The organism is Paenibacillus sp. UMB4589-SE434, assembly GCF_030226685.1.
GTDB lineage: Bacteria > Bacillota > Bacilli > Paenibacillales > Paenibacillaceae > Paenibacillus_B.
Map to the genome: position 1 here is coordinate 54,966 of NZ_JASOYK010000011.1, position 21,654 is coordinate 76,619.

Genomic DNA, 21,654 nt, shown 5'->3' on the forward strand with positions numbered 1-21,654 from the left:
TGCTTAATAAGCGTCGATGGTTACCGGAGTGAATGGAGCACGGAAGATGTGAAGGAATAGAGAGAAGAAAGATGAGGTGTCAGCAGCATTGAAAGCACAACAATGGTTCACCCATCCTGTTGGACTTACGGTGAGCGCTGTTATGACTACGCTCTTGTGGGGCAGCGCGATGCCGGCAGTCAAGATTGGATATGAGAAATTACAAATCGCAACAGGGCAAACCTTTGAACAATGGGTATTCGCAGGTTATCGATTTACTTTGGCGGGAATTATGCTTGTTATATTTGCGTCTGTAGTGGAACGTACTCTCAACAAAGCGGACAGGGATGGTGCAGGAACAACGGAACATAAGGGGACAACGGGGACACCTAGATTGACCTGGTTCCGAGTTTCGCGATTAGCCGCGGTGCAGACTTTTATGCAATATTTATGCTTTTATATCGGTTTGAGTTTAAGCACGGGCATGCAAGGCGCGATTATATCGGGAGCCACTTGCTTCTTCCAGATGGTAGTCGCAAGATTTATTGACAAAAATGAGCATTTTACCCGCCGCAAGACAGTAGGGCTCTTGCTCGGATTTGCTGGGGTAGCTGTTGTTACGTTAACACAAGGCGGTCTCCATTTTAGACTTGGCCTCGGGGATATATGTTTAATTTTGTCTGCCTTGTTTGGCGGTTTAGGCAACGTGCTGGCCAAACATGAATCGCGCGATTTGCCTGTGCTGTGGCTGACAGGCAGGCAGATGTTGCTTGGTGGTATTGGCCTCATGATCGTGGGGGCTATGAAGGCTGGCATAACACCGTTTCAGTGGGAAATGCAGACCCTGCTGCTGCTCGCGTATTTGGCATTTTTGTCTGCGGCTGGATTCGGGCTATGGAATATGATTATGAAGTATAATGCCGTGGGTAAAGTTTCGATGTATTTATTTTTGATACCTGTATTTGGCGTGTTTTTGTCAGTTATGCTGCTGGGCGAGCACTTTAATGTATGGACTTTAGCGGCCCTGCTGCTCGTTGTGGCGGGAATTCTGGTCGTAAATCGATCTCCTGCCCAAGCAGCCGATAAGAACTATCTAGACGGGCCCACAACCGGGAAGGACGTTTCTAACCAAACGGCGTCATAATATAAATAACGGCCTTCGTCCAATCTTATTGAGTGGTCGAAGGCCGTTATTTAGTTAGATTAAGGTCCAGCCTACGTGTTTCGGCTGCTGCGCTGTGAAAATGTTCTTCCGTAATCACCGTGCGGATGAATATCTGCATGTTCCGTTTGAATCGTTGAGTGGGTGATACTATATTTCTTCTCAAGCGTCTCGTTAATGGCTAATATGATGCAGAACGGTTGAATGTTTTCGCGAACAAATACGTGTGCAGTCAAGGAATAATGATCACTAGAGATCGCCCATAGATGCATTTCATGTACATCTTCAACTCCCTCAACTTCCAAAAGGTCCTGTCTAATCTGTTCCAGGTCAAACTTATCAGGAACTGCTTCCATAAGAATGAGGTAGGATTCTTTAATAATACGGAAGCCGCCAACAAAAATAATGCAGCCAATAACCATACTAATCAGTGGGTCAAACCAGAGCATGCCTGTAAAATAAATAAGCACAGCAGATATGATAACGCCGATGGAGCTTAATAAGTCACCAATAAAATGCCATAAGGCACTTTGAATGTTTAAGTTTTCTTCTTCCTTCATGCTGCGGCTGAGTATGATTGTTAGAACGATGTTCACAATTAGGCCAATGGAGCTGATGATCAGCATTAATTGAAAGTTAATGTCTTGCGGCGTAATGAAACGTCTGACCCCTTCGATAAAGATCCCGACAGCAATAATAGCTAGTGCCAGGCCATTTAGGAAAGAAGCCAATATTTCAAATCGCAAATACCCATATGTATACTTCGAGTTAGAGGCTCTTCTAGCCATATAAATGGCTGCCATACTGAGACCAAGAGCCAGAACATCGGAGATCATATGAGCCGAGTCGGACAAAAGGGCGAGTGAGTTGGACATGATGCCGCCAATGACCTCAACAATTGTAAAAAACAACGTCAAGCTAAGCGTAATCCATAACGTCTTAAGTGAAGCGGATTGGACTTTGTTATGCTGGAGATGATGGAAATCTACATGTTCTTGAGTTATGTTGCCCATAGGATCACCTTTCTTTTTAACCGTTCTTTAGTATTTGTTACATAACCGTAATCTTGTTGTTAACGTTATATAATGTAATAGGGGTATAGTAATAGCAAGACCCCCTTTTGATGAAAATATATCCCTTTTGTCGGACCTGCGATATGCAGGTCTCTTTTTTTTACAATCATTAAAAGAAACAGAAGTGACAAATGATACGTTGTACATACTGGAATGTTAGTAAAATGATAAAGGCAGTAATAGATGCTAGAACAGCATTTCTTTCTAAATGATAATTATTATTAACTTATATTTATTATAAATAATTACTTACTACATAATACCTCCGTAATGCGGAAGCGTCAAGCTAATTTGTGCCGTCCGCCCCCACTGCATGTGAAGATAATCTGATGCTGTTGAATATGTATGAAATAAAAACGAGGCTATCCGAGGGAGCAAACAAGCGTTGTGCTTGCTCTCTCAGGCAGCCTCTTTACCTTTTGACAAATCTGATCATGCGATAAACATTTCTAGATGTTGAATGCTTGAGGGCAAGCGATCATCTAGTTTAACGCTACCACTTGTTTTTGTTTCTGCTTAAAATACACCCAAGACTTAAAACCGATCTCCAGCAGTCGTTGTCGCACATCTTCCCATTCTTCACCTACACGTTCTGGCTTATGTGCATCCGAGCCAAAGGTGACATCAACGGCGTAATAAAGTGCTCGTTCCAATATATCATCAGACGGGTACCAGCCACCGCTTAGCTTAGTTTTGCCAGAGGTGTTGATCTCAATGGCGATGCCATGTTGAGCGATAGCTTGCAGCGTTTGGTCAATGGCTGCTGGCGTTTGAATGTCAGAGAAGGCAGGATAGTTTCCCTTCATTGCGTCGATGTGCCCGAGAATCTGGAACATGTTAGCTTGGGCAGACTCACGAATAAGACGGTAGTATGCGGTCTTGGTTTCGATGCGATCTTCTTCCGACAAGTCGCGCCAACGATTTTTGTTAAAGATGCTAACGCCATGTGTATGGTGGACAGAGCCAATAATATAATCAAAGGGATAGCGAGAAAGTGTCTGATGATACAGCTTGGCATACTCTGGGAAGAAGTCGGATTCAATGCCAAGGAGTACGTCAATTCGCCCTGCATACTCGACTTTTAGCTTTAATACTTCGTCAACATAGGCTCCGAATTCACTCTTTCTCATCGTAATGTTGGGGAAGGGTTGATCGTCTTCATGACCAAAATAGGGTGTGTGGTCGGAAATGCCTATCACGTCAAGCCCTGATGTGATTCCGGCTTCAATATAGTCACGAATGGTACCGTTAGCGTGGCCGCAGCGAACATGATGTGTATGTAAGTCAAATTTCATCAGCAAGTAGCTCCTTCTTCATTGATGCGTGCTGTATGCCGTCCCTCGTCTTATTATTCCGATCCGTAAAATTGATTCTCCGGCATACCCTTTAAGTCGCTCAAAAATTGCTGCATCGCCGTATTTAAATAACGTCCAGCCCGATAAATAACACCCACAGGATGCGAAGTTTCCAACTCATAAATGGGAACGATCTGCAAAGTGCCCCGTTTAAGCTCACTGCTGACAGACAGTTTGGATATGATGGCAGCACCCATATTCAATTCAACCATACGCTTGATTTCCTCGCTGCTTGACAGTTCCATCACAATATGAGGTTGTATACCATGCTGGCGGAACGCCTCATCCGCAAAACGTCGGCCTACTGTATCTGGTGACAGCATAATAAGCGGGACGTCCCTTAACATGTCGATTGTGGCACGTTTGTGTTGTGCCAGTGGATGTTGTGGGTTAACCACAAGCTCAAATGTGTCGTAGTAGAGGACGGAAGTAATGAGATTCGGGTTCTTGTCCGTTAAATAACCGATCCCAATATCAACCGTGCTGTTCTCAATCTGAGTAGCGACTTGAGATGAGGACATAGACAGGATCGTTGTCTTAATAAGTGGAAACTGGTCTTGAAAGTAAGAAAGGATGCGCGGCAGAATCTGAATCGCAATGGAAGTTGTTGTTCCCAGCACAATATGACCCTGTGGAATCTGATTCAAGTCGGCAAGCTTCTGTTTTAGATCATCTACGATATTCAGTACTTGTTCGGCGTGCGCTAGAAATACTTTTCCGCTATCCGTCAGCGTGACGGGTTGATTGCGGTCAATCAGCACCGTTTTGAACTCATCCTCCAAGCTTTTGATCTGAGCGGACACGGCAGGTTGCGTCAAGTTAAGCAGTTCCCCCGCCTTGCGAAAGCTCATTGTCTTGGATATTGTAATCAGCGTTTCCAATTGGCTTAAGTTCATACCCATTACCCTCCTTCCAGTATGTGGTGACGACTAGCCGGTCATTGTGATCTCCATACAACAAGTGTAGATGAGCACTCATGAGCAATACTCACAATTTAAATTATAGAGTAACGGTTACAAATGAGCAATGTTGCCTACATAGCCTCGACTAATTGAACATACAATGTACAAGCTTCACAAATCCTTGAATTGACCATTTCATGGACTTGCTGCAAAATTAGGCTGTAATAGTTATTAAACTGCTCAAGCTGGACAAAGAGCACGTCACAGTTTGAAATCAATTACTGGAGGAACTTTATGCAGACGAAGCAAGTACGTCACTGGATGATGTACGATTGGGCCAATTCGGCCTTTGCCACCACGATGATGGCAGCTGTACTGCCGGTATTTTATCAGACGGTTGCGGCATCTTCACTAGATAAGCATGTAGCAACCAGCTTCTGGTCTTATACCCAGACGATCGCGATGATCCTCGTTGCATTGTCTTCGCCGCTGCTTGGTGCAATGGCGGATCTATCACAGCGGAAGATGTTATTTCTGCGATTGTTTACTTGGCTGGGCTCATTGAGCTGCATTTTGATGGTGTTTGCAGGTAATGGCGACTGGATTCTCGTGTCGATCCTGTTTATTTTTGGTACGATTGGTTTTTCCGGTGGCAATACCTTTTATGATTCGCTGCTGCCTGACATTGCACCTCCGGATCAGAGAGATGAAGTCTCTGCAAAAGGATATATGTTTGGTTATATCGGTGGCGGTGTACTCTTGGCAATTAACATCGTCATGCTGGAAAAGTACGCTTGGTTTGGCTTCCCAGATAAGCTTGCAGCTACACAAGCCGTATTTGTAACTGTCGGTATATGGTGGCTGCTGTTCTCACTACCGATGTTCCGTTCACTGAAAGATCCTCAGCGGACTGTAAGATTACCAGCAGGAACGTATGCCAAGAATGGATTCGGGCGTGTCATACGGACTGTACGTCGTCTGCCAAAGTATCCTGAGTTGTTAAAGTATATCGTTGCATTTTGGTTTTTCAACGACGGGATATCAACAATTATTGGCATGTCTGCGATTTATGGTGCAGAGTTGGGCATTGGAACGACGCATTTGATCGCGGCACTTCTTATTACCCAGTTCGTCGGCATTCCGTTTACTTTTATATTTGCAAAATATGCAAAAAAGTTAGGCTCTAAGCGATCATTATATCTATCACTCAGCATGTACGTAGTTATCGTATGCTTTGGATACTTTATGCAAACGGCTGTACACTTTTACATTCTTGCTTTTATGGTTGGCATGGTGCAGGGTGGGAGCCAGGCTGTAGCCCGGTCCATTTACAGCCAATTAGTGCCGAAGCAGCGTTCGTCTGAATTTTTTGGTTTCTTGAGCTTATCAAGTAAAGTATCTGCTTCCATCGGACCATTTGTGTTCGGGACGGTAGCGTTTATGACGGGTTCTTCACGTCTGGCTATCTTATCGATTGTTTTGTTCTTTATCATTGGAATCGCGATGCTCGTTACCGTTAATATTGAGAAAGGTCGCCTTGAAGCGGAACATAATGAAGAGCAGGATGACACACATGGTCATACGTCTTCATCATCTTCTCCTCCGCATACGCCGACTGTATAAGAGACGGAGCTGCCCTATGTGTGATGTTGTTGGGGCAGCTCCGTTTTGCTGTGTGGCTGCATTTGGCTGTGGACGTGCCGTATGTACAAATGCCACATGTCACGATATATAGTAGGTTTCCGCTACTATGATCGATATATTTCTGTTACGCAAGGTCAACTAAGGCTGATATACCGCCTTAGTTGAGGATCCAGATGCGCATGAGCGCCTGATAAGGCGGTATAACCGCCTTAAGGAGGATTGCCGCAGTGTTAGCTTATCCTCGCAGTGACGGAAGTAGAAGCTCTCTGCGGATGAGCATATAGACGTTGCAACGTGTGATAGCGCAGGTCTCGCAGCGAGGTAAAGATCAGGCATGGCAACGCGCCTATCCCGCGCAAGGTCAACTAAGGCCGATATTCCGCCTTAGTTGAGTAGCCTGATGCGCATGAGCGCCTGATAAGGCGGGATACCCGCCTAAAGGAGGCTCGCCACGTGCGATAGCTTAGGCATAGCAACGGGCCTCGCAGTGACGGAAGTAGAACCTCGCTGCGGATGAGTGCGTAGACGTTGCAACGTGTGATAGCGCAGTCCTCGCAGCGAGGTAAAGCTCAGGCATGGCAACGCGCCTATCCCACGCAAGGTCAACTTAAGGCCGAAATCCCGCCTAAGTTGAGTATCCTGATGCGCATGAGCGCCTGATAAGGCGGTATAACCGCCTAAAGGAGGCTCGCCACGTGCGATAGCTTAGGCATAGCAACGGGCCTATCCCCCGTCAAGGTCAACTTAAGGCTGATATTCCGCCTTAGTTGAGGATCCAGATGCGCATGATCACCTGATAAGGCAGGATACCCGCCTAAAGGAGGCTCGCAACGTGTGATAGCGCAGTCCTCGCAGCGAGGTAAAGCTCAGGCATGGCAACGCGCCTATCCCGCGCAAGGTCAACTAAGGCCGAAATTCCGCCTTAGTAGAGGATCCAGATGCGCATGGGCGCCTGATAAGGCGGGATACCCGCCTAAAGGAGGCTCGCCACGTGCGATAGCTTAGGCATAGCAACGCGCGTATCCCACGCCAAGGTCAACTAAGGCCGAAATTCCGCCTTAATTGAGGAGCCAGATGCGCATGAGCGCCTGATAAGGCGGGATACTTGCCTTAAGGAGGCTTGCCTCGATTGGTAGCTTATGCCTCGCAGTGACGGAAGTAGAACCTCGCTGCGGATGAGTGCATAGACGTTGCAACGTGTGATAGCGCAGTCCTCGCAGCGAGCTAAAGCTCAGTCATGGCAACGCGCCTATCCCGCGCAAGGTCAACTAAGGCCGAAATTCCGCCTTAGTTGAGTAGCCTGATGCGTATGAGCGCCTGATAAGGCGGGATACCCGCCTAAAGGAGGCTAGCCTCGAGTGGTAGCTAAAGCCTCGCAGTGACGAGAGTAGAAGCTAGCCGCGGTTGGGCAAATAGACGTTGCAACGTGTGATAGATCAGTCCTCGCAGCGAGCTAAAGCTCAGGCATAGCAACGGACCTATCCCCCGCAAGGTCAACTAAGGCTGATATTCCGCCTTAGTTGAGGATCCCGATGCGCATGAGCGCCTGATAAGGCGGGATACCCGCCTAAAGGAGGCTAGCCTCGAGTGGTAGCTAATGCCTCGAAATGACGAGAGTAGAAGCTTGTCGCGGTTGGGCGCATAGACGTTGCAACGTGTGATAGCACAGTTCTCGCAGCGAGCTAAAGCTCAAGCATGGCAACGGGCCTATCCCCCGCAAGGTCAACTAAGGCTGATATTCCGCCTTAGTTGAGGATCCAGATGCGCATGAGCGCCTGATAAGGCGGGATAACCGCCTTAAGGAGGCTCGCCTCGATTGGTAGCTTATGCCTCGCAATGACGAGAGTAGAACCTCGCTGCGGATGAGCGCATAGACGTTGCAACGTGTGATAGCTCAGTCCTCGCAGTGAGCAATCCCTCTAAAGACTGTGCCCCTATTTTTTAAGGAGTAACTACTGCTGCCTTAGGAATCGCGCCCTCTTGCCCGAACGATAAGTTTTACGATCTCCACGATTGGTATGATCGCAACTGCACAAGCAATAACGATTAGCCATTGCTCGCCGTTAAGCGGCACAACATCAAACAGCTCATTCATAAATGGCAGCAAGATAACGAGCACAACAAGCAAGCCAGATACGATTGCAGCGCCGTTTAAATATTTGTTGGAAAAAAAGCCTATCGTAAACAACGACTTTCGATTGGATCGCACGTTAAATGAGTGCGTTAATTGAATTAAGCCTAGTGTGGCAAATGCCATCGTCACCGCAATATTCTCGGCGTAGTGTGTGTGGCCCCAGTAGTAGGCAAACAACGTCAAGGCGGCCTCCATTAGGCCTTGATAAATAATCCCACTGCCAACACCGTCTGCGAAGACACTCTCAGATGACTTGCGCGGCGGCCGTTTCATAATATCGGCCTCAGCTTTTTCCAATCCAAGCGCTAATGCCGGCAGAGTATCTGTCACAAGATTAATCCATAAGATATGGATTGGGAATAAAATCTTCCAATTGAGCATTGTAGCTATAAACAAGGTTATCACTTCGCCTAAGTTAGCAGATAATAGAAACTGAATAGTCTTGCGGATGTTGCTGTACACCTTACGTCCCTCTTCAACAGCTACTACGATTGTCGAGAAGTTATCATCGGCGAGCACCATATCAGAAACACCCTTTGACACATCCGTTCCAGTGATCCCCATGCCAACACCGATATCAGATGTCTTTAAAGCGGGTGCATCATTGACACCGTCGCCTGTCATCGCGACTATTTTGCCACGTTTCTTCCACGCCTGTACGATTCGAACTTTATGCTCCGGAGACACTCTCGCGTATACCGAATACTCCGTTACCTTCTGCTCAAAGTCTTTTTCGCTGATCTTGTTCAGTTCGCTGCCAGTCAGTACGCCGCTATCATCTTGGATAATGTTGAGTTCCTTGGCTATTGCAGCAGCCGTATCCCGATGATCGCCTGTAATCATGACCGGACGAATACCCGCCGCCTTGCACACACGGACGGCTTCCTTGACTTCCTCGCGCGGTGGATCAATCATGCCGACGAGACCGATAAATACGAGATCGCGTTCTACCGCATCAGGTGTCAGCTGCTCAGGCAGAGACTCACAGTCACGATAGGCAAGGGCCAACACACGCAGCGCCTTGTCTGCAAGTGCTTTGTTGGCAGCAGCAACTGCTGTTCGATGGACGTCTGACATCGGCTCAATGCTGCCATCGCGTAATATGCCGCTGCATCGTTCAAGCAGCACGTCTGGCGCGCCTTTTGTCATGACGCGATATGGCTGTGCATGATCCGCAGTCATATCGTGTATGGTTGTCATTAGCTTCCGGTCTGAATCAAACGGAAGCTCCGCCTGGCGTGGATAACGGCTTTCTGCATCACGTTTGTCAAAGCTCTGCTTTAACGCAAAATCGACCAGGGCCGTTTCTGTTGGATCGCCAATAAAGCCGATACCATCTGCACGATCGCCGCTTGTAATCTTTGAATCGTTGCAAAGCGCCATGACTTGCAGAAATACTTCATGCCCGGCTAGCTGCTGCACAGGTTCTTGAGAAGGCTGCATCACGTCCCCCACATAGGCTTGCAGTACCGTCATTTTGTTCTGTGTTAGTGTTCCTGTCTTATCTGAACAAATAATCTCGGTGCTTCCAAGTGTCTCAACAGCAGGCAGTTTGCGTATGATGGCTTTGCGTTTGGCCATCTTTTGTACGCCCAGCGCCAAAATAATCGTCACGATAGCAGGCAGTCCCTCAGGTATGGCAGCCACAGCAAGCGAGATGGAGGTAAGCAGCATATCCAGCAGTTCTCGACCTTGCATGTAGCCAACTACAAAGATGATAACAGCTACTACGACGATAATGATGGTAAAATATTTACCCAATTCATTAAGCTTCTTCTGGAGAGGCGTGACCTCGTCTTCCTCCTGCGAGATAAAGCCTGCAATTTTACCAACCTCGGTATTGGCACCTGTGCCGGTTACAACACCTACACCACGTCCATAGGAAACATTGCTGCTCATATAGGCCATGTTTTTGCGATCGCCGATGACGACGTCGGCTTTGTCGAGCGGTTCAACATCTTTCTCCACCGGGACAGATTCACCGGTCAGGGCTGCTTCTTCGATTTTTAGAGATGCAGACTCCAAAATTCGGATGTCTGCTGGTATAACATTGCCAGCTTCAAGCAGAACGATATCGCCAGGAACAAGATCTTCCGCTCGAATCGTGATCGTCTCGCCACCGCGACGCACCTGAGCATTAGGGGAAGACATCTGCTTTAGCGCAGCGAGTGCTTGCTCTGCCTTGTTCTCCTGAATGACACCAAGTACGGCATTTAGCACGACAACAAACAAAATAATAAAGGCGTCTGTCCATTCTCCTAAAATGCCAGAGATCAAGGCGGCAGCCAGAAGAATAACGATCATTACATCTTTGAACTGGGCCAGCAGCTTGGCGATTATAGATTTGCCTTCTTGTTCCTGCAACGCGTTTTTGCCATACTTGCTTATTCTGTTAGCTGCCTCAGCAGTAGATAACCCTTGCTCACTGCTGCCTAGATGATCAAGCGTGTCGGATGTACTCCACGTATGATAAGGCTGAATGGGTTGGTCTTGCTGTGAGTGAGATTGTTCATTTTCCAATACTGTCATCTCCTATCCACTTCTATTTTGAGTGTAGATTCGTCAGATTATGTATGGGGGAAAATATGAGCATTTATATTTATAATACCCCCAATCAGGCGGTTCAAGCTGTGCGTTAACAGCGAGGATGGATCTAATGGTGGAGTGATGGAGCGTAAGCGGTATAGCAGCGAGTGGTAGCAGGTCGGATGCGCTGTATCTTATGCAAATTATCATATTTTATGACAGATCCCCAGTTCAGTCTTACTTCTTGAATGGCATATGGTTGCAGTTAATAGATGTCATTAAATTGAAGTTGGTGAAAATTAGCATTGAACAAGCAGGCATATAGGATAAAGAAGGAATGGAATCGGTATTGGGATTCGCATGAAGAGAATCAAAATAAGCTAATTTGCGCTTGCACAGTGTCCTGTAGGCTCAGTACTCTATCTTCTGAATTTGGGAGAGGCAACATATGTTTAAGGAATAGGGAAGTTACGTTATCCATTTGACAAGCAAGAAAGGGATTCGGAAATAATCAAATATAATAACTATACCTTAATATAGAAGTGAGCATTTATAGATGGTGTGCATTTCGTAACTTGAATAGTTGGGCAAGCATGATATAATTTTTATGCAATCGTTTGCACGATGTGTGTGAGGCGCTTGCATGAGACACGAGAAATTTTACGGTAAGAATAAATGCATTCCATTAAAAGATGGAAAGTACCTTTGAGCGTTTGATAATTATTCGTATTCAAAGTGTTACGCGAACAGGAGCTATCCCGGCAACACGCATACTAACGCAGAGTGGGAGAAGGAGTGGAGAACGATGAAACAGACATTTTGGAAAGAAGCAGTTGTGTATCAGATCTATCCACGCAGCTTTAAAGACAGCAACGGTGACGGCATTGGTGACATTCCAGGCATTGTCTCAAAACTGGACTATTTGCGGGAACTGGGGGTCGATGTAATTTGGTTGTCTCCCGTTTACTCTTCACCTAATGATGATAACGGCTACGATATTAGTGATTACCGGAATATTCATGAAGAGTTTGGAACATTAACTGATTGGGAAGCGCTTACTGAAGGTCTTCATAAACGAGGGATGAAGTTAGTAATGGACCTGGTCGTTAACCATACGTCTGATGAACATGCATGGTTTGAGGCATCGCGGGAATCGAAGGATAGTCCATTTAGGGAATATTATTATTGGCGTGAAGGCAAGGATGGTCAGGAGCCAAATAACTGGACTTCCGTATTTAGCGGTTCTGCATGGGAGTATGACGAGAAAACTGAGGCCTATTTCCTGCATTTGTTCTCCAAGAAGCAGCCAGACCTCAATTGGGAGAGCCCTAAAGTTCGCCGCGAAGTATATGAGATGATGCGGTGGTGGCTCGATAAAGGCGTCGACGGTTTTCGCATGGATGTGATTAACTTTATTTCGAAAACACCAGAGCTTCCAAGTGTCGGGGAAGACCGTTACGCATGGGGCGGCGATCACTTCATGAACGGGCCGAAACTGATGGATTACTTGCTGGAGATGAAACGAGAAGTGCTGGATCATTACGAGGTCATGACGGTAGGGGAAATGCCGGGTGTTAATGCGGATCAGGCCGTAGAGATTACAGATGAAGAGAACGGTGCGCTTAACATGGTATTTCAATTCGAGCATGTTGATATCGGATCAGGTCCAGGAGGCAAGTTCGATTTGAAGCCGTGGACGCTGCATGAACTACGGGGCATCTTGCACAAGTGGCAAATTGGATTGGCTGACAAAGGTTGGAATAGCCTTTACCTGAACAATCATGATCAACCACGGATGGTGTCGCGTTTCGGTGATGATGGTGAATATCGTGTCCTGTCCGCTAAGATGCTGGCCACACTTCTGCATACACTGAAGGGAACTCCTTATATTTATCAAGGTGAAGAATTGGGAATGACGAATGTAAGCTTTGAGCGTATTGACCAATATCAAGACATTGAGACGTTAAATATGTATCGGGAAGCGACTGAACTGCATGGCAAAGCTCCAGCAGATGTGCTGCGTTCGATCCATGTGAAAGGTCGGGATAATGCACGTACACCAATGCAGTGGGATGCATCAGCTAATGGCGGATTCACGACAGGCTCGCCTTGGCTGGGGGTTAATCCTAATTACACGGACATCAATGCGGAAGCCGCGCTTCAGGACACTAATTCTATATTTTATTATTATAAAGAGCTCATTCGACTCCGTAAGCAGCATCCAATCATGGTGTATGGGGCGTATTCTCTTTATCTTGAAAATGATGAAAATATCTATGCCTATTCTCGTGAATGGGAAGGCAAGGAGTGGGCGATTGTGCTTAACTTTGCCCGCCACGAAGTATCTTTCAGTTGTCCGGATCATTGGCAAGGCCGCAGCTTTGCCCGCATGACAGGCAACTATGATGATACGCAGATCGACAGGATGCAGGATTGTAGGCTTCGTCCATTTGAAGCGCTCGTGTTAGAGCTGGACTCTTGATTCACATTGGATATGTCTGCTCTAATATGACATTTACTGTCTATAATTTATAAAAAAGACCCTTGTTTGGATAGACTGCTGAGAGGCAGCTTGTCTGGCAGGGGTCATTTTAGTATTCGGCCTATAAAGTAGTTTCGTCTGGTACTTTAAGCAACAATCCAAGCGGTATCAATGCCATGTGTTGTCCAGTTGGTCGGCATCCTGTCACTGCTGATGACCGTGCTGACATGAGCAAGCGGACATATGTTGTAAAATTGCGATTTGTCGAGCTTGGTATGGTCGGCAAGCACAAATACCTGCTCTGCATTAGCAGACATGACGGAGGAGCATAACGCCTCTTCCATTTCGTAGTCGCTAACAGTAGTTGGTGTAATGCCACCACAGGAAAGGAACGCCTTGTCGAAGCGGAAATTCGATAGCATCTGATACGTCAATGCGCCGGTGACGGATTTCTGGGCAGGCTGGGTTGTACCGCCCAGCATGATAACACGGCCATCGAACAGGCGCGCCTCAAGCGCTTCCATCAGAACATTGGCGGCGGCAAGCGAGTTGGTTACAACGGTGACCCGCACCACGCCTCTGATGGCGCGTGCAAGCTCTAGTGTAGTGGTGCCAACATCTAGAACGATAGTATCGCCGTCCTGAATGTAAGAAGCGGCTTTGCTGCCAATAGCGACTTTGGCTTCGCGCATCATGTTTTGCTTCTTCTCAAATCGAGGTTCCGCTTTGGCATGCGTGAAGCCGATGGCACCACCGTACACTCGTTTTAAAAGTTGTTGTCCCTCTAGATCAGCTAGATCTCTGCGTATCGTCTCTGGGGTCACTTGCAAGGTGTTGGCCGTGGTTACGACGCCTACTTTGCCATGCCGCTGAATTTCTTCCAGTATAAATTGCTTGCGTTCTTCAGGCAGCATCGTCATAGAGGGGAATCACATCCTTCGGGTCAATATACCAAGTCTTGGTCTCTCCTATCATTGCGTGTTCAAATGTGCGATGCAGGTGGTCGGCATAAAGACGACAGCCTTCTGTAATAAATTCACAGCGAGTAATGTTGCCTAGCATGGAAAGATGATCCACCTTGCCTGTCAGTGCGATGCCTTGCTCAAAGGGCACTTCACTCAGTGTTTCCGGTCGGATTGCATACAAGGAAGCAGTAGATTCCACTAGGCTGCCTGTGTCAGCAAGGGATGGCAGCATCCGACGCAGCTCTTCGCGTGAGACTACGTTGTAATTGCCGATAAACCTTGCAACAAATGGACTCCGGGGTCGCGTATAGATATCATGCGGTGTACCTGCTTGCTCAATCCGACCGCCGTTCATCAGATAAATACGATCGCTTACTGACATGGCTTCTTCTTGATCGTGCGTGACGAGCACGGTTGTCATATTTAGACTGCGTTGAATATCACGAAGCTGTTTACGCAGATGCTTGCGGATCTGAGCATCTAGGGCGCTTAGCGGCTCATCCAACAGCAGGAGCTTAGGCTTAGTCACCAATGACCGTGCGAGTGCGACTCGCTGCTGCTGCCCGCCGGACAGCTCGCGTGGAAATGCTTTTTCCTTGCCTGGAAGGCCGACAAGCTCAATAATTGCGGCTACTTCTCGTTCAATCTTCTTTGATTCAAGTCGCTTCATTTTTAATCCGAACGCAATGTTGTCCGTAACCGTCAAGTTGGGGAACAAAGCATAAGACTGAAAGACCATACCTACCTGTCGATCGCGTGGAGCGGTATGAGTGACTTCTTTGCCATCTATATATAGCTTGCCGCTGTCTTGCGTCGTTAGACCCGCAATAATACGCAGCAGTGTACTTTTCCCACATCCGCTTGGACCGAGCAAAGTAATAAATTCGCCTTGCTCAAAACTTAAGTCGAGGTGATGAAGCACGGCTTGTTTGCCAAAAGATTTGGAGCACTGCTCAATTGTCACGTATGTCATTGGGAATCCCCCTTTTGTTGTGATTGTCCGATTGCACCCAGCTTCATCAATAGGCCGCTAATGATAGCCATAATAATGAAATACGACACGATAAGCGCGCTTGCTATATGACCGCTGCGGTTTAAAACACCGAATAAGTAAATTTGCAATGTCTCAAACTTGCCCCCTACTAAAATGTTGATTAGGACAAATTCGCCAAACAGCATCGAAAAAGAAAGTAATGCAGATACAAGAATGCCTGGCATAATGTTCGGAACGATAATCCGAAGAAATGCATGCCAGCGGCTTGCACCGAGTAATTCAGCGGCTTCCATTAAGGAGGCGGCATTCACTGTACGTAGGCTGTTGCGTGTACCCTGGTATATAAACGGAAGCATACCAACTACATATGCGCCACCAACTACGATTAGCATAGAGATTCCTTTGCCTGCATAAGCACGAATTAATCCGACAGCCATAATTACACCAGGCAGGGCATAAGTGGTCATCACTAGTGCCTGTACATATCGTTCTAATCGAGGTGCATATACAACGATTGCAAATATGGCTGGAACTGTCACGATCAACGAAATAACAGTAGCACTGGCACTAAGTATCAGGGAGCGTCCAAAGGAATTTAGGAAGCGCAAATCCTGAAATAAGGCCGCAAACCACTGCAAAGTCAATCCTTCTGGCAATATAGTCTTATTCCATTCGGTAGCGAACGAGTACAATACAGTTGCGAGCAGCGGCAGGAGTAAGTATAGACCACAAATGAGCAGCACCAAATGGTAGAAATGAAAACGACGCCATTTGTTCAGCGATTGATTATTCGAATGATTCGTTGCACTTGTCATCGCAGATCCCTCCGAATTCGGCGTGTGAGCCACTCGTTAATGAGCAGGGCTGCGACTAAAGTGAGCCCAAGCATAGTGGCTAATGCGCTGCCCAGCTCTGGTCGTGCGAACACGTCACCCGATACTAATCCGCTAATGCGGATTGGCAGCAAGTTGTACGTGCTCCCCGTCAGTGCGTATGCGGTAGCGTATGCCCCCATGGAGTTGGCGAACATAATGCTGAATGTGCCTGCAATACTTGGCAGCAGCACTGGAACACCTACGCGCAGCCAGAATTGAAAGGGGGAGGCACCAAGCAGGGAGGCTGATTCCTTCCAACTATCTTGAATACCATGATAGATAGGAAATAGCAGCAGTACACCTAGCGGCAATTGAAAATAAATATAAATAACGGTCAATCCGCTCCATGAAAATAAATGAAATGAATCCATCAGATTAATGCCAAAATGCTGCAGCAGGATTGTAAATAAGCCGCTGTTTCCCAGCAGGACGATAAAGGCAAATGCGAGCGGAATTCCAGCAAAATTCGACGTTAGGTTAGTAAATACCAAAATGCGCTGCTGCCATTTTATCGGGAATTGAGTGACGCCATATGCAGCAAACACCGATAAAATGATACCCATTGTAGCAGACCAAACTGAAATGAGTAAGCTGTTCTTAAAGGCCTGGTTATAGAACGGATTGTTGAAAATCTCTTTATAGTGCGTCAATGTCCAGCCAGTGCCGCCTTCCACTTGAAAGCTGCCAATGACCATAGACAGCAGCGGCACAAGCATAAATAGAACGATAAAGCAGCAGAAAGGAATTAGTGTGGTTACCAGCAGTCCATTCCACTTTCTCATAGCTGACACTCCTTTGTTATCGAATAGACAATGTACGACAAACCACACTTATTTCCGAGGAAATAACAAGTGCCCCCGTTACACGGAAGGCACAGGCTCTGCTTGAAGTATAGTGAGTGGCAGCATTACGTTTGAAGCACGTATATTCAGCAGATGACAAGCAAGCGGCGCTATTTGCAGCTGGGATACAGCCTCTTCATATACACCTGGCTGAACTTTGCTGCTAATTACATATAACGGTACGGAACGCTCATCGTCTGTGGTACCGTTGTGCATGCCATCATCATTCATGCCATGATCGGCTGTGACAATGATCTGGTAACCAAGTGATGTCCAATAAGGCAATGCATGTGCTAACAGCATGTCAGCTGCTATAGCTCGATTACGATAAGCCGCAGAATTGCCGCTATGTTTATGACCTTCGTCGTCAATGTTCATCGTATGAAGGTATAAGAAATCGGGCTTAGCGGTTTGTAGAAGATGCTGGGCATCTGCAAATAGGTGCGAGTCCGGATAATGGTCCTCCCAATAAAAGGTTCCGTGCTGGATCGGAAGATCTGTGTTCCATTGGTAGCGGTCTGTCATAGGATTAAACGGTGCTTTGTTATACAGTTCACTGACCCAGTGATAGGCAGCGGTTGCATTGGTTAAGCCATGCTGTCGTGTGAGATGGAACAGACTTTGCTCATGAGACAGTCTAACGGTGTGGTTTGTCGTAATGCCATGTCGGTAGACAGGTGTGCCTGTGAGCAGTACTTCATAAAGCGGTCTAGAAAGGCTCGGCAGCTCGGATTTGACCTTGAATCTTGCCGCTAAGCCGTTTTCAACAAGATGATGCATGTAGCCCAACTGCTGGACGGCCGTGCTGTATTTCAGGCCGTCTAGCATAATAAAGATAAGTTGATTTGTTAGCATATTATTTAACATGAATAAGTACCTGTTCCTGCCATAGCTGCGGAAGCTGCTTGGTCGTTGCTTCCCACGCTTTCATATCTTTGACTGGGCGAACATTTTGGTACATTTCACTTGGTAGCAGCTTGTTCTTGGCGTCATCTGGCAGCTTGGCATTCTCACGAATAGGTCGCGCGTAACCACGCGCCAGATTGGCTTGACCTTCGTCAGATAAGATGAATTCACGAGCAAGCATCGCGGCATGCGGATGTTTGGCATATTTATTAATCAGTGTTGTGTAACCACTAATGACAGAAGCTTCGGCAGGGATAGTGACTTCAAAGCGATTTTTATCGATTTGGTCACGATAATTTAGGGCGTTGAAGTCCCACAGGATACCAACTTCGACTTCACCCTTTTCGAGATTAGCCACACTTGAATCAATAGGATTAATACGTCCTGCCTTGGCCAGTTCTGCAAAGAAATCGATACCAGGCTGGATGTTCTTCTCATCACCACCGTTAGCAAAAGCAGCTGCAAGTACGCCAAATTGAGCTTGGTTGGCTTTCATCACGTCACCGACAGATACTTTATAACCGCCATTTTTCAGGTCTGCCCATGATTTTGGAGGAGAGGCAACTTTATTTTTATCTGTAATAAATGCAAGTGAGCCCGTATAACCAAGCAGCCAGTGGCCTTCTTCGTCTTTAGCCCAATCCGGGACATCGTTCCAATAGGAAGTCTTGTAAGGGAGAGTTAAACCCTTTTCTTTGGCTAATGGACCAAACGCAATCCCAACATCTCCGATATCTGCTGTTGCATCATCTTTTTCCGATTCGAACTTCGCCAGTTCTTCGGCACTCGACATGTCTGTATCAATATGCTTCAAGCCGTATTTCTTGTTCAGATCGTTCCATGATTGCACCCAGTTTGCCCACGTATCCGGCATTCCGACAGAATTCACTTCACCTTCGCTTTTTGCCTTCTCTGTGATCTGTTCTAGCGTAAGCTTGGATGTATCCAGACTCTCGCTGCTAGTGGAACCGCTGGTGCATCCTGTCAACAACATGATCGAGACGAGCAATACAGTGGAACAACGAATGATAAATGCGTTTTTCATGTGTGGACTCCTTTGATTTAAGATGTTTGGTTGTGTTGCTTTGTAAGGCATACATCTTGTCTTTACCTTCACAATCGTAAATCATCAAAGTTAAACGGGTGTCATCTGGGCATAAAGGGTTTGTAAACACACATTCTGTAAGCGCTTTCTATACATGTATGAACATTGGGTGTAAATATTACCAGCCGGACAGCGTTCCACATATAAATAAAGATGTTGGGAGATGTAGGGCTGTTATTGCATACGATAGCAGCACAACTAGTTCGGTAACTTTGCTGAGGAAAAAGGTGCTCAATAGATTGATTAGAACACATAAGAAACTACAGCAGACAGAAGATAGAAGCTATCATATATAAATATTCATCTTCATTCTTGGCATTGTGATTAGTTAGACGATGAGGGAATGCGCGGTTGGATAGGTGCGAGAAATTCAAAATTTTTCGATCAAAAAAACGGACTGCCGTCAGGCAATCCGCACGAGATCATAATTATGGTTTGCTCATCTTTCCCCTTTGATCGAAATGATACAGTTCGCGCATAGATTGGTTGCACTTGGCTGATCACCGTTACAGATTGGCCGTCAAAGCGGGAACAAGCTCCTGCAAATATCTCCAATGATTATTCATATGAAAAATGGCTTAATTTAAAGGGGTCAGTGGTCATACGCAGATACCTTTAACGTCATAACGCGATCAGGAGCTTGACGTGGTTGTAATTGTAACGTGACAGGCTGCAGATGCGAGCGGGACGCTTCTTTGATGAGCAGCTGTTGGGCATGAATACGCAGCTGCGGTTTGGTTTTCTGCTTTAAATAGCTGCCATCGGGCAGCAGATAACGGCTTTTGACATTATCTTTCATATAGAGGGACAAAATGTCCATAATACGGTGCTTTAATTCAGGAAGCTCAATCGGAAACATCGCTTCTACACGCCGATCCAGATTACGCGGCATCCAATCTGCGCTGCTCAGGAAGGTCAAGTCTTTTCCGCCATGATGGAAATAAAATATACGTGTGTGCTCCAGAAAGCGTCCGACAATACTTTTGACTGTAATATGCTCACTTAGGTCTTTGACGCCGGGTCGCAGACAGCATACTCCACGTACAATAAGATCAATACGCACACCAGCTTTGGACGCTTTGTAGAGAAGGTGGATCAGTTTGACGTCAACCAGCGCATTCATTTTTAACATGATTCGTCCCGTTCCGCCTTTTTTGACGACGTCGATCTCATATTCAATCAATTGCTCCAAACGTTTGCGGAGGAACAAGGGAGCGATTGAGCACTTGTTCAAACTGGAAGGGACGGAGTAGCCGGACAACATGTTAAAGATGGTGGAGGCATCACTCCCAATCTGGGCATTCACAGTCAGAAGCCCCATATCGGTATAGAAGTTGGCCGTCACATCGTTATAGTTGCCTGTACCGAGATGGACATATCGACGTATGCCGGTTTCTTCGCGGCGGACGATCAGAAGCATCTTCAGGTGTGTCTTCAGGCCAACAAGGCCGTATATGACATGGCAGCCTGCCTGTTCAAGCCGCTTGGCCCAATGAATATTGTTCTCTTCGTCGAAGCGCGCTTTGATCTCTACTAGCACAGTAACCTGCTTCTTGTTCTCGGCTGCTTCAATCAGGGCTTGGATGATAGGTGAATTGCCAGATACGCGATAAAGTGTCTGCTTGATGGCAAGTACATCCGGGTCTTTAGCGGCGCGTCGGATTAGATTAACAACTACGCCAAAGCTGTCGAATGGATGATGAAGCAGCCGATCCTGTTCTCGAATCCATTCCAGCAGGTCAACCTCACGTTCATGCGGCATAGGTGGCTGGAATGGGGCGTCATGCAGATGGTCATATCCTGTAAGCTGCGTGATCTTATTCATAAAAGTCAGATCAAGCGGACCATCAACGTAATTGATGCCTGCATCAGGATCGTCTTCTCCATCTTGAGTAATCATGCGGATCATCTCTTTACTTGACTCAGCTTCCACCTCAAGTCTGACCACATTACCCCATTTTCTCATTTTTAACGATTGCTCGATCTCTTTCAGGAGATCTTCTGCACCGTCCTCGTCTATATCAAGATCAGCGTTTCGTGTAATACGGTAAGCTTTTATCTCGGTAATATCATAGCCGCTGAACAACATATCCATATGCATTTTCATCACATCTTCCAAAAGCACAAATTCCCGCCCTTGGCCATGTGAAGGGAGCTCTACTAATCGAGACAGTACTTCAGGCACAGCTACGGTAGCAAAAGCGGTTTCGCCATCTTCGGGGTCTTGCACGAGCAGGCCGATATTCAGACTCTTGTTCTGAATGAGTGGAAACGGTCTACTCTGGTCGACGACCATAGGGGTTAGGACGGGAAAGATATGCTCCGTAAAATAACTTTTTAGAAATTGTTTCTCGGGTAAGCTTAAGCGGTGCGCTCTCTTCAGGTGTACTCCTGACTCACGGAGCTTGGTGCGCAGATGCTCATACAGCTTGTATTGGTCTGCTACGATCTGCCGTGCGATCTGCTCGATGCCTCGCAGTGTATCCTGTGGCGTTGATCCGGAGTGATCCTGTTTATGGTAATCGGCTAATATTTGATCAACAACGGATGCTGCGCGCACCATAAAAAATTCATCTACATTGGAGCAGCTAATCGCCAGAAACTTACACCTTTCCATTAATGGATTTGACTTGTCATAGCCTTCTTCCAATACGCGCCGATGGAAGGCGAGCAAGCTCCATTCTCGATTAATCAGTGTCTTTCGCATCGT

The 21,654-nt window shown here is 46.7% G+C and carries 14 protein-coding genes; 3 read left to right on the forward strand and 11 right to left on the reverse strand.

Features of this window, described 5'->3' with window-relative positions; translation table 11 throughout:
- Positions 1-88 precede the first annotated feature (88 nt).
- A complete protein-coding gene (locus tag QP775_RS24255; protein WP_285109238.1) occupies positions 89-1,123 on the forward strand; it encodes a DMT family transporter in 1,035 nt (344 codons plus the stop codon).
- Positions 1,124-1,194: 71 nt separating this feature from the next.
- On the opposite strand, the gene QP775_RS24260 is transcribed toward QP775_RS24255, so the two are convergent.
- From QP775_RS24260 to QP775_RS24270, 3 genes are all read right to left on the reverse strand, one after another.
- Entirely contained in the window at positions 1,195-2,154 is a 960-nt protein-coding gene (locus tag QP775_RS24260; protein WP_285109239.1) for a cation diffusion facilitator family transporter, read from the reverse strand.
- Between the two features lie 542 nt (positions 2,155-2,696).
- On the reverse strand, positions 2,697-3,509 hold the full coding sequence (locus tag QP775_RS24265) for a histidinol-phosphatase (protein ID WP_239333390.1): 813 nt from the start codon (positions 3,507-3,509) through the stop codon (positions 2,697-2,699).
- A gap of 53 nt (positions 3,510-3,562) precedes the next feature.
- Entirely contained in the window at positions 3,563-4,465 is a 903-nt protein-coding gene (locus QP775_RS24270; RefSeq protein WP_239333392.1) for a LysR family transcriptional regulator, read from the reverse strand.
- A 300-nt stretch (positions 4,466-4,765) separates the two neighbouring features.
- Between QP775_RS24270 and QP775_RS24275 the strand changes: the two genes are divergently transcribed.
- Complete coding sequence (locus QP775_RS24275) at positions 4,766-6,094, forward strand: MFS transporter (RefSeq protein ID WP_285109240.1); 1,329 nt, start codon at positions 4,766-4,768, stop codon at positions 6,092-6,094.
- A 1,984-nt stretch (positions 6,095-8,078) separates the two neighbouring features.
- On the opposite strand, the gene QP775_RS24280 is transcribed toward QP775_RS24275, so the two are convergent.
- Positions 8,079-10,778: a calcium-translocating P-type ATPase, SERCA-type gene (locus QP775_RS24280; protein ID WP_285109241.1), complete on the reverse strand. Its 2,700-nt coding sequence runs from the start codon at positions 10,776-10,778 to the stop codon at positions 8,079-8,081.
- Between the two features lie 802 nt (positions 10,779-11,580).
- Between QP775_RS24280 and QP775_RS24285 the strand changes: the two genes are divergently transcribed.
- Positions 11,581-13,257, forward strand: a complete 1,677-nt coding sequence (locus QP775_RS24285; protein WP_285109242.1) for a glycoside hydrolase family 13 protein — start codon at positions 11,581-11,583, stop codon at positions 13,255-13,257.
- Between the two features lie 146 nt (positions 13,258-13,403).
- Here the strand turns inward: QP775_RS24285 and QP775_RS24290 are convergent, their stop codons facing one another.
- From QP775_RS24290 to ppk1, 7 genes are all read right to left on the reverse strand, one after another.
- Complete coding sequence (locus tag QP775_RS24290) at positions 13,404-14,177, reverse strand: DeoR/GlpR family DNA-binding transcription regulator (protein ID WP_285109243.1); 774 nt, start codon at positions 14,175-14,177, stop codon at positions 13,404-13,406.
- On the reverse strand, positions 14,161-15,195 hold the full coding sequence (locus tag QP775_RS24295; RefSeq protein WP_285109244.1) for an ABC transporter ATP-binding protein: 1,035 nt from the start codon (positions 15,193-15,195) through the stop codon (positions 14,161-14,163). The genes QP775_RS24290 and QP775_RS24295 overlap by 17 nt, the downstream gene beginning before the upstream one ends.
- Positions 15,192-16,031 (reverse strand): ABC transporter permease, encoded by an 840-nt coding sequence (locus QP775_RS24300; RefSeq protein ID WP_285109245.1) that lies wholly within the window; start codon positions 16,029-16,031, stop codon positions 15,192-15,194. Before QP775_RS24300 ends, QP775_RS24295 begins: the two co-directional genes overlap by 4 nt.
- On the reverse strand, positions 16,028-16,873 hold the full coding sequence (locus QP775_RS24305; RefSeq protein ID WP_285109246.1) for an ABC transporter permease: 846 nt from the start codon (positions 16,871-16,873) through the stop codon (positions 16,028-16,030). The genes QP775_RS24300 and QP775_RS24305 overlap by 4 nt, the downstream gene beginning before the upstream one ends.
- Before the next feature lie 78 nt (positions 16,874-16,951).
- Entirely contained in the window at positions 16,952-17,788 is an 837-nt protein-coding gene (locus QP775_RS24310; protein WP_285109247.1) for an alkaline phosphatase family protein, read from the reverse strand.
- A gap of 1 nt (position 17,789) precedes the next feature.
- Complete coding sequence (locus tag QP775_RS24315) at positions 17,790-18,833, reverse strand: ABC transporter substrate-binding protein (RefSeq protein ID WP_483312047.1); 1,044 nt, start codon at positions 18,831-18,833, stop codon at positions 17,790-17,792.
- 703 nt (positions 18,834-19,536) lie between these two features.
- A complete protein-coding gene (gene ppk1 / locus QP775_RS24320; protein ID WP_239332409.1) occupies positions 19,537-21,651 on the reverse strand; it encodes a polyphosphate kinase 1 in 2,115 nt (704 codons plus the stop codon).
- Between the last annotated feature and the right edge of the window lie 3 nt (positions 21,652-21,654).